This window comes from Mesorhizobium sp. CU3, assembly GCF_006442965.1.
Taxonomy (GTDB): Bacteria; Pseudomonadota; Alphaproteobacteria; order Rhizobiales; family Rhizobiaceae; genus Mesorhizobium.
The window spans coordinates 36,272-45,814 of sequence record NZ_VFWX01000028.1; the positions used below are offsets into that span (position 1 = coordinate 36,272).

At 64.2% G+C, this 9,543-nt stretch carries 6 protein-coding genes; 5 read left to right on the forward strand and 1 reads right to left on the reverse strand.

Going from position 1 to position 9,543, the window contains the following annotated elements; genetic code table 11:
- Nucleotides 1-139: 139 nt before the first annotated feature.
- From clpB to FJ988_RS29820, 5 genes are all read left to right on the forward strand, one after another.
- Nucleotides 140-2,746, forward strand: a complete 2,607-nt coding sequence (clpB, locus tag FJ988_RS29800) for an ATP-dependent chaperone ClpB (protein ID WP_140822804.1) — start codon at nucleotides 140-142, stop codon at nucleotides 2,744-2,746.
- Nucleotides 2,747-2,852: 106 nt separating this feature from the next.
- Nucleotides 2,853-3,218 (forward strand): MmcQ/YjbR family DNA-binding protein, encoded by a 366-nt coding sequence (locus FJ988_RS29805; protein ID WP_140822806.1) that lies wholly within the window; start codon nucleotides 2,853-2,855, stop codon nucleotides 3,216-3,218.
- A gap of 174 nt (nucleotides 3,219-3,392) precedes the next feature.
- Nucleotides 3,393-4,907 carry a L,D-transpeptidase family protein gene (locus FJ988_RS29810; protein WP_140822808.1) on the forward strand — a complete coding sequence of 505 codons (1,515 nt, stop codon included), beginning with the start codon at nucleotides 3,393-3,395 and terminating at the stop codon, nucleotides 4,905-4,907.
- Nucleotides 4,908-5,131: 224 nt separating this feature from the next.
- Entirely contained in the window at nucleotides 5,132-5,488 is a 357-nt protein-coding gene (locus tag FJ988_RS29815; RefSeq protein ID WP_140822810.1) for a lysozyme inhibitor LprI family protein, read from the forward strand.
- 99 nt (nucleotides 5,489-5,587) lie between these two features.
- Complete coding sequence (locus tag FJ988_RS29820; protein WP_140822811.1) at nucleotides 5,588-7,135, forward strand: MFS transporter; 1,548 nt, start codon at nucleotides 5,588-5,590, stop codon at nucleotides 7,133-7,135.
- Here the strand turns inward: FJ988_RS29820 and FJ988_RS29825 are convergent.
- Nucleotides 7,132-9,111, reverse strand: coding sequence for a M23 family metallopeptidase (locus FJ988_RS29825; RefSeq protein ID WP_140822813.1), 1,980 nt, complete (start codon nucleotides 9,109-9,111; stop codon nucleotides 7,132-7,134). The two genes, FJ988_RS29820 and FJ988_RS29825, sit on opposite strands and share 4 nt — an antisense overlap.
- Nucleotides 9,112-9,543: the final 432 nt, after the last annotated feature.

The window sequence follows — 9,543 nt, forward strand, 5'->3', positions numbered from 1 at the left end:
CGATCGAAAGACGTCTTGAGAGCCTGCCGCCCGCGCACCATATCTCGCCAGGAAACAGGGCTCGGCTCTTATGGGCGGGTCCGTCACCGTAATCTGATCCGGTGCCGCAAAGTGGGCCGGTGATGGAAGGAGACAAAGAATGAATCTTGAAAAGTATTCGGAGCGCGTGCGCGGCTTCATCCAGTCCGCGCAGACCATGGCGCTCTCACGCAACCACCAGCAATTCACGCCCGAACATATGCTGAAGGTGCTCGTCGATGACGACGAGGGTCTCGCCGCATCTCTGATCGAGCGCGCCGGCGGGCGTGCCCGCGACGTCAAGCTCGGCGTCGAGGCGGCGCTCGAAGCCATGCCCAAGGTCGAGGGCGGCAACGGCCAGCTCTACCTCGCCCAGCCGCTGGCCAAAGTGTTCTCGACCGCCGAGGAGTTGGCCAAGAAGGCCGGCGACAGCTTCGTCACCGTCGAGCGGCTGTTGCAGGCGCTTGCCATGGAGAAGTCGGCCAAGACCGCCGACATCCTCGCCAAGGCCGGCGTTACCGCGCAGGCGTTGAACCAGGTCATCAACGACGTTCGCAAGGGCCGCACCGCCGATTCGGCCAATGCCGAGCAGGGCTACGACGCGCTGAAGAAGTATGCGCGCGACCTCACAGCCGACGCCCGCTCCGGCAAGCTCGACCCCGTGATCGGCCGTGACGACGAGATCCGCCGCACCATCCAGGTGCTGTCGCGGCGCACCAAGAACAATCCGGTGCTGATCGGCGAGCCGGGCGTCGGCAAGACGGCGATCGCCGAGGGCCTGGCGCTGCGCATCGTCAATGGCGACGTGCCGGAATCGCTGAAGGACAAGCAACTGATGGCGCTCGACATGGGCGCGCTGATTGCCGGCGCCAAATATCGCGGCGAGTTCGAGGAACGGCTCAAGGCCGTGCTCAACGAAGTCACGTCGGCCGCCGGCGGCATCATCCTGTTCATCGACGAGATGCACACGCTGGTCGGCGCCGGCAAGGCGGACGGCGCGATGGACGCGTCTAACCTGTTGAAGCCGGCTCTGGCGCGTGGTGAGCTGCACTGCGTCGGCGCGACCACGCTCGATGAATACCGCAAGCATGTCGAGAAGGATCCGGCCCTTGCCCGCCGCTTCCAGCCCGTCTTCATCGACGAGCCGACGGTGGAAGACACCGTCTCGATCCTGCGCGGCCTGAAGGAGAAGTACGAGCAGCACCACAAGGTGCGGATCTCGGATTCGGCGCTGGTGGCGGCGGCGACGCTGTCCAACCGCTACATCGCCGACCGCTTCCTGCCGGACAAGGCGATCGACCTGGTCGACGAGGCCGCTTCGAGGTTGAGGATGCAGGTGGATTCCAAGCCCGAGGCGCTGGACGAGATCGACCGCCGTATCATGCAGCTCAAGATCGAGCGCGAGGCGCTCAAGGTCGAGAAGGACGAGGCCTCGAAGGACCGGCTCGCCCGGCTGGAGAAGGAACTCGCCGGCCTCGAGGAGGAATCGACCGAAATCACCGCCAAGTGGCAGGCCGAGAAGCAGAAGCTCGGTCTGGCGGCCGACCTCAAGAAGCAGCTCGACGAAGCCCGCAACGAGCTCGCCATCGCCCAGCGCAAGGGTGAGTTCCAGCGCGCCGGCGAGCTTGCCTATGGCAAGATCCCGGAGCTGGAGAAGAAGCTGAAGGAAGCGGAAGCGCAGGACGGCAAGGCCGGCATGGTGGAAGAGGTGGTCACGCCCGACCATGTCGCCCATATCGTGTCGCGCTGGACCGGCATCCCCGTCGACAAGATGCTCGAAGGCGAGCGCGAGAAGCTGTTGCGCATGGAAGACGAGATCGGCAAGCGCGTCGTCGGCCAGGGCGAAGCCGTGCAGGCGGTGTCCAAGGCGGTGCGCCGCGCCCGGGCCGGCCTGCAGGATCCGAACCGGCCGATCGGCTCGTTCATGTTCCTGGGTCCGACCGGCGTCGGCAAGACCGAGCTCACCAAGGCGCTGGCGAACTTCCTGTTCGACGACGAGAATGCGCTGGTGCGCATCGATATGTCGGAGTTCATGGAGAAGCACTCGGTCGCCCGGCTGATCGGCGCGCCTCCCGGTTATGTCGGCTATGAGGAAGGCGGCGCGCTGACCGAAGCGGTGCGGCGCCGGCCCTATCAGGTCGTGCTGTTCGACGAGATCGAGAAGGCGCATCCGGACGTGTTCAACGTGCTGTTGCAGGTGCTCGACGACGGCCGCCTGACCGACGGCCAGGGCCGGACGGTCGATTTCCGCAACACGCTGATCATCATGACGTCGAACCTCGGCGCCGAATATCTGGTCAACCTCAGCGACGACCAGGATGTCGATGCCGTACGCGACGAGGTGATGGGCGTGGTGAGGGCCTCGTTCCGGCCTGAGTTCCTCAACCGCGTCGACGAGGTGATCCTGTTCCACCGGCTGCGCCGGCAGGACATGGACCGCATCGTCGAGATCCAGCTCAAGCGGCTGGAGAACCTTCTGGTCGACCGCAAGATCGCGCTGTCGCTGGATCACGATGCGATCGAATGGCTGGCCGGCAAGGGCTACGATCCGGCCTATGGTGCCAGGCCGCTGAAACGGGTGATGCAGAAGGAACTGCAAGATCCGCTGGCGGAGAAGATCCTGATGGGCGAAATCCTCGACGGCTCGACCGTCAAGGTCACCGCCGGTTCGGACCGCTTGAATTTCCGCTCGAAGCCGACCGTGGTGGCGACGGAAGCCGCCGCCTGATCTCGGGCCGTTGAAATGAAGACAAGCGCGTCGCATCACAATGATGCGACGCGCTTTTTTGATTCTGGGTTGCCCACGATCAGCCGTGCAGGAGGGGGAAGGCTCGATGGAACTCGACGACTATAATGGCTTCTGCGGCTCGCTGCCGGCGACGTCGCATGTGGTGCAGTGGGGCGGGGCCCATGTCTGGAAGGTCGGCGGCAAGGTGTTCGCCATCGGCGGCTGGAATGATGGTGGACAGCTGTTCGTCACCTTCAAATGTTCCGACCTTGCCTTCGACGTGCTCAAGGAACAGCCTGGCTGCCGGCCGGCGCCCTATCTCGCCTCGCGCGGCATGAAATGGATCCAGCGTCAGACAAGCCAAAGCGTGGATGATGATGCGCTGAGTGACTATCTGCGCGAAAGCCATCGCCTGGTCGTCCTCAAGCTGACACGGCAGGCCCGCAAGGAACTGGGGCTTGCCGGGACCTGAGGTTTCGGCAAAGCTGCAGAGTTTTGTGCGACACGCATTGGTTGATATTTCCGCAAGGAGCCTGAAAGCCGCCATCTTCATGCCCGGTTCATATTGGAACCTTAATGTCGGGAACTGGTTTGCTGGCGAAGGGTTCGCCCATCAGGAACCGATCGACCGGAGAGCTTGACCCCCATGCTGCGCGCCCTCTTTTCCCTTTCGGCTCTAGCCGCCGGGCTGGTGTCTTCCAGTGCGTTCGCGGCGCTGAGCGTGGACGCCGCGCAGAGCCCGGCCCAGCCGGCGCAGCATCGCGCGCTGATGCTGGCCCAGGACGGCAATATCGACATCTACTACGATGCGCGCGGCAACCGGGTCCTGGTCGACGCCGACACCGGCAAAGTCATCGCCATCCAGCCGCCGGGCAGCCGCTTCGACCGCCGCGCGCTGCGCCGCCAGCGCATGCAGGAGCTTGGCCGCGCGCCGGCCGAGGACGACGATCGCTACTATCTAGACGATTCCGAGGATATGGCGCGCTACCGCCGCCGACAGCTCGAGGAGAATGGCCGGGTCATTCCGCCGGACGACGGATATGGCTCGAACGACGACAATTCCGTCGATGCCTATCCGCCGGCGCCGGATAATGACGACGGCTATGCCACCACTTATCCCGAGGCGCCGAAGTCGAACACGATCAAGCGCCAGCCGCTCGACGAGGCCTCGATCGATCCGCAGCATCAGGGTCAGGGCGAGGTGATCCAGACCAATCCGGATGCGGAGCCATCGCTGCCGCCGAACACGGGCGGCAAGGCCGCCGTCGATCCGTCGCTGTCGCTCGGCGCGCGTCAGGACGTGGCGGCGCTGCAGGTGCTGCTCGACCGCGGCGGCGCTTCGCCGGGCGTGATCGACGGACGCTTCGGCTCGAATGTCGACAAGGCTCTGGCCGCCTACAACCAGATCAACGGCACCAATCTGAAATCGACCGACGCAGTCGGCATCCAGGCGGCGCTTGCCCAGACGGGCGGCGATGCTTTCGCCAACTACACGATCACGCCGGAAGATGTCGCCGGTCCTTACGTCGCCTCAATCCCGGAAGACTACAGCCAGAAGGCGCAGCTCAACTGCATGTGCTACACCTCGGTCACCGAAGCGCTTGGCGAGCGCTTCCATATGGACGAGAACTATCTCAAGGCGATCAACAAAGGCGTAGACTTCAATCGTCCTGGCACGACGATCAAGGTCGCCAATTTCGGCAAGCTGGTGTCGACGCCGGTGGCGCGCATAGTCGCCGACAAGACCAAGAAGGAAGTCTACGCCTATGACGCGGGCGGCAAGCTGGTTGCGGCCTATCCGGCGACCATCGGCTCGGCCGACACGCCGTCGCCGAGCGGCATCCATGCCGTGTCGCGCATCGCGCTCGATCCCAATTACACCTACAACCCCAACATCAATTTCAAGCAGGGCCAGAACGACAAGATCCTTACCATTCCGCCCGGTCCGAACGGACCGGTCGGCTCGGTCTGGATCGCGCTCGACAAGCCGACCTACGGCATCCATGGCACGCCCGACCCGTCCAAGATCGGCAAGACCGAAAGCCATGGCTGCGTGCGCCTGACCAATTGGGACGCGCGCGAGCTCGCCAAGCTGGTGTCGCCGGGCGTCACCGTGGAGTTCGTCGGCGGTCCGTCGTCCGAGGATGTCGCGCAGCAGTGAGCTGCGCTGCGGGCGAGCCAACGTCAGCAACCGTGTGACCAGGCCAGATCGGTTCAACGTTTCGCGGAATCGCCAAATCGCTCTGGGTCTTTGTTGCTACGCAGTTTCGGACGGAAAACCGCTGCGCACTTTTCCTGGAATTGCTCCAAGACCTGCGCCGATCATCATTGCAAGACAGGAGGCCCTTCAATGATCGCGAAATACGCTCTTGCCGGCTGCTTCTCATGGTCGTCCCATCTGCTTATGCGCAATCGGACGACGAGATGTCGGCATGCGTCGACAAGGCAAACGGCGTTTCGTCAGCAATGCTGGACTGCGGCAAGGCCGAAGTCGACAGGTGGGACGCCAGGTTGAATGCCGCTTACCAGACGCTGCTGCATCGCGAGAACGGTGTGAAGCGTCAAAGGCTACAGGCGGAACAGAAAGCCTGGCTTCGCCATCACCTCAAGGAAACGCGCCGCATTGCGGCCGATCCGGACACCGGGTCGGGAGCCTTGATGCTCTCGCAAGGTTTCGAGCTGGACGACATCACCAAGCGCACGCTCATCCTGGAAGGGCGCGTTCGCGACAGCCACGGATAGCGAAGCCCACCTCTCCATTCGGATAGTGTCATCTGGTTTCAAGGTCGGCGATCCTGTGGCTCGTTGTTGCGTGCGCATTGGAGGGCTAAGCAGAGGCTTATGTCATCTGCCAACGAGACCACCGCCGATCCACATTCGCCCGCGCGTGCGAACGGCACGTTCTGTCCGCAGACGCAGCGCAAATTCGTGCTGGTCGCTGCAATCCTTGCCTCGGCGCTCGGGTTTATCGACGGTTCGATCCTGGCGATCGCCATGCCGGCGCTGCGCGTCGATCTCGGCGCCAGCCTGGCTGAGGCGCAGTGGATTTCCAACGCTTATGCTCTGACGCTCTCGGCTTTGATTCTGGCAGGGGGCGCTGCCGGCGATCGATTCGGGCTGCGACGCGCCTTTGTTACCGGCATTGCGCTATTCATTGCCGCGTCGCTTGCCTGCGCGATCGCGCTCGATCCGGCGATGCTGGTCGCCTTCCGCGCTATCCAGGGCATCGGCGCGGCCATCATGGTGCCGGGCAGCCTCGCTATCATCGCCAAGGCCTATCCGAAGCAGGAGCGCGGCCGGGCGATCGGCATCTGGGCGGCCGCTTCGGCGCTGACCACGGCGCTCGGCCCGGTGCTGGGCGGCTTCGTGCTCACCACCTTCGGCAACGGCATCTGGCGCGCCATCTTCGCCATCAACCTGCCGCTAGGGCTGATCTCGATCTATCTGCTTGTGGCCAAGATCCCGGCCGACAAGCCGACCGAAAAGCGCGGCCTCGATCTCGGCGGCGCCCTGCTTGCCACGCTTGCCTTCGGATCGCTGGCCTACGGGCTGACGGCGATGAATGGCGGCGGCGGCGCGATGCTGCCCGCTCCGGCGATCGTTGGCGGGGCGGTGCTGCTCCTGGTCTTCATCCTTTATGAGCGCCGGCAGAGCGAGCCGATGATCGATCTCGGCCTGTTCCGCATCCGCGCCTTTGCCGGCGCCAATGTCGCGACCTTCTTCCTCTATTTCGCGCTGTCGGCCAATCTCTTCTACCTGCCGACGCTGCTGGTCGCCGGCTGGGGGCTGAGCGAGGCCGAGGTCGGTTTCATCTTTCTGCCGCTTTCGGCATCGATCGCGCTTTTGTCCGGTCCGGTCGGCCGCTGGTCCGATCGCATAGGTCCGCGCTTTCCGATCGCCAGCGGCAGCCTGGTCGTCGCTATCGCCTTCGCGGGCCTCGCGCTTCTGACCCATGCCGGCATCCACAATTTCTGGACCGGGACCTTTCCGCTGATGGCGCTGATGGGGCTCGGAATGGCGCAGGTCGTCTCGCCGCTGTCGACCGCGGTCATGACCTCGGTCGAGGACAAGGACACGGGGGCCGCATCCGGCATCAACAATGCGGTCTCGCGCGTCGGCGGGTTGATCGCGGTGGCCGCGATGGGTTCGCTGGCGGCCATCGTCTATGCGCGGATGACGAATGGCGCCGCGGGAATTCCCGGCTTCGGCGAGCCGTCGTCCGGTCTTGCCGCCGATATCGATGCGGTCAGGGTCGCGGCAAGCGATTCGGCCTTCGCCGCGGTGGCGGTGATCACGGCGCTGCTTTGCCTGCTGTCGTCGGTGACGGCGTGGCTCACGGTGCCCGGGCAGGCGTCGCCCTGGCCGAAGTCAGATGGTTCGCGAAATTAATTCGGCAGCTGCGAATCGGTCTTGGCGCTGGCGACCTTCAGCGAATTGCCGTCTTCCTGCTTCAAGAGATCGTCGATGCGCTCGCGTTCGCGCTTGAAGGCGACGAGATCGTCGCCCTTCAGCACCTTGCCAACCGGCAGGCGCACCCGCATCGGGTCGACCTTGGTGCCGTTGACGATCAGCTCGTAGTGAAGATGCGGGCCGGTGGCGAGGCCGGTCTGGCCGAGATAGCCGATGGTCTGGCCCTGACGCACGCGCATGCCAGGCTCGATGCCTTTGGCGAACGCGCTCTGGTGGTTGTAGGAGGTCTCGTAGCCATTGGCGTGGCGGATGATGATCTGCTTGCCGTAGCCGCCGGCCCAGCCGACCTTCTCGATGATGCCGTTGCCGGCGGCGATGATCGGCGTGCCGATCGGGGCTGCCCAGTCGACGCCGGTGTGCATGCGCACATAGCCCAGGATCGGGTGCCGCCGCGCGCCGAAGCCCGAGCGGAACTTGCCGGCGGGTAAAGGATTACGCAGCAGGAACTGCTTGGCGCTCGAACCGTCTTCGTCGAAATAGTCGGTCGAGCCGTCCTGCATCTGGAAGCGGTAGAAGTTGCGCGTCTGGCCGCCGAAGGTCGCCGAGACATAGAGAAGCTCGGAATTGTCGGAGGTCTGGTCGTCGCCATCTGGCTGCGAGAACAGCACCTCGAGGCGGTCGGCCGGTGAAATGCGCGACTGGTAGTCGACGTCGGAAGCGAGAAGCTTGATCAGCTTCTGGGTCATCGCCTTCGACATGCCGTAGGAATAGGCGGCGCGGTAGATGCCGTCATAGACGTTGGGCAGGTTGCCGCGCACCACGACGGGCTGCGAATCATCGAAGGCCGTCAAAAGTTCCGGATTGGGGTCCGGCTCCTGCGCCGGCACATACTGGCCGCGGTCGTCGAGCGCGATGGTGACGATATGCGTGGTCTTGTCGTAGACGCTGGTGCGCACGACCTTGGCGATTTCGCCGCGCACTTCGAGGCCGACGCGCAGCACCGTTCCAGCCTTCAGCGCCGTGGCGTTCAACAATCTGCCGATCGCCTCGGCCATGCCGGTGGCGTCATCGCCGGTATAGCCCGAATCGGCATAGGCCTCGGCGAGGTCGGTGTCCTTGGTGAAGGGGATGATTTCCTCGGCGAAGGCCGGCGTCTGGTCGTCCAGCGTGACGCGCGGCGACACCGACACATTCTCCTGGGTGATCTTCACGTCGTAGGAGCCGGCCAGCGATTCGGCAAACGCATCGCCGAATCGCTGCGGGTCGACATAATGCAGCGATGCCACCTGTACCGCGCCGTCGCTCAAGCCGTTGCTGGCGTCGCGCACCACCTTTTCCACCTCGGCGGCGGAAAGGTCGCTCTTTTCGTCGAAGGAGGCCGTCTCGACCGGGAAATCGACCGTCTTCAGGCTCATCTCGCTTTCGACCTTGGCGCCGTAGATCTGGCCGGCGACCGCGGTCGCCGTGGCCGGCTGCGGGTTGTCGTCGCTGTCGTCGCCGAAGACCTGCATCGGATCGAATGGCGGGTAGGGGCGGTTGGTGGTGTGGCCGGCGGCCAGGGCCATCTTGATCTGCACGAAAGGCATGGTGTGGATGACGTCGCGGTCGCCGACCTTGGTGACCATCGACACTTCCATGCGGCGCCGATCCTTGGCCCTGGCGATCTGGCGCGGTGCCACCAGCCTGGTGGTCTTGGCCTGCTCGCCGGAATCGTCGCCGCCGCTGGCCAGACCGATGAGCTCGGCGATCTCGGGCGGCGTCGCCAATTGCTGGCGCCCGTCAAGGGCGGCAAACAGCGCCACGCCCATCAATACGCTCGATGTCACACCGGTCAGGAACGTGCCGGACAGCCAGCGCGCCGAGACTTCGCGGCGGTCTGGTGGACCGCTGCGGCCGTCCGCGATCAGCGGCGGCTCGTTGCCGAGTTCGGCTATGACATCTTCCGTGTCTGGCATCCAGAAAGGCTGCTTCTTCCCCGGGCGAACGGCTTGTCGTTTTCGTTGCGGCCATGACATTTGCCTGTCACGGCGGTTGAAGTCAACGAAACGGCAGGCCGGGGCCGATATCCCCAATCATACGCTTGGCGTGAACCGCTCTATTCCGTCAGATTCCAGGGGCGCCCTTATGTGTACGCGCGCGCCTTCCTTATATGGGCCGGTTTCACGCCCCAATGCGGCGGCAATAGGGCCTCGTTGTGGATGACCCTGGGGCTGCCGCGAGGGCAGTCGGCTATCGAAAAAGCGCTTCGAAAAAATCGTCGCAAAAAATTCAAAAAAGTTCGAACTCGGTGTTGACGCGTCGAGGGAGCTCCGACTATATACGCCCCACGAACGAGGGCGGTGCGCCGCTGGCGACGAAGAAGTTCGCTTCTAAGAGTGCCCTTGGTT

What these genes read in the sequence shown, in the direction of transcription:
- FJ988_RS29805 (WP_140822806.1), top strand. Translation starts at nt 2,853, where the DNA reads ATGGAACTCGACGACTATAATGGCTTCTGCGGCTCGCTGCCGGCGACG.
- FJ988_RS29820 (WP_140822811.1), top strand. Translation starts at nt 5,588, where the DNA reads ATGTCATCTGCCAACGAGACCACCGCCGATCCACATTCGCCCGCGCGT.
- FJ988_RS29810 (WP_140822808.1), top strand. Translation starts at nt 3,393, where the DNA reads ATGCTGCGCGCCCTCTTTTCCCTTTCGGCTCTAGCCGCCGGGCTGGTG.
- FJ988_RS29825 (WP_140822813.1), bottom strand. Translation starts at nt 9,111, where the DNA reads ATGCCAGACACGGAAGATGTCATAGCCGAACTCGGCAACGAGCCGCCG.
- FJ988_RS29815 (WP_140822810.1), top strand. Translation starts at nt 5,132, where the DNA reads ATGGTCGTCCCATCTGCTTATGCGCAATCGGACGACGAGATGTCGGCA.
- clpB (WP_140822804.1), top strand. Translation starts at nt 140, where the DNA reads ATGAATCTTGAAAAGTATTCGGAGCGCGTGCGCGGCTTCATCCAGTCC.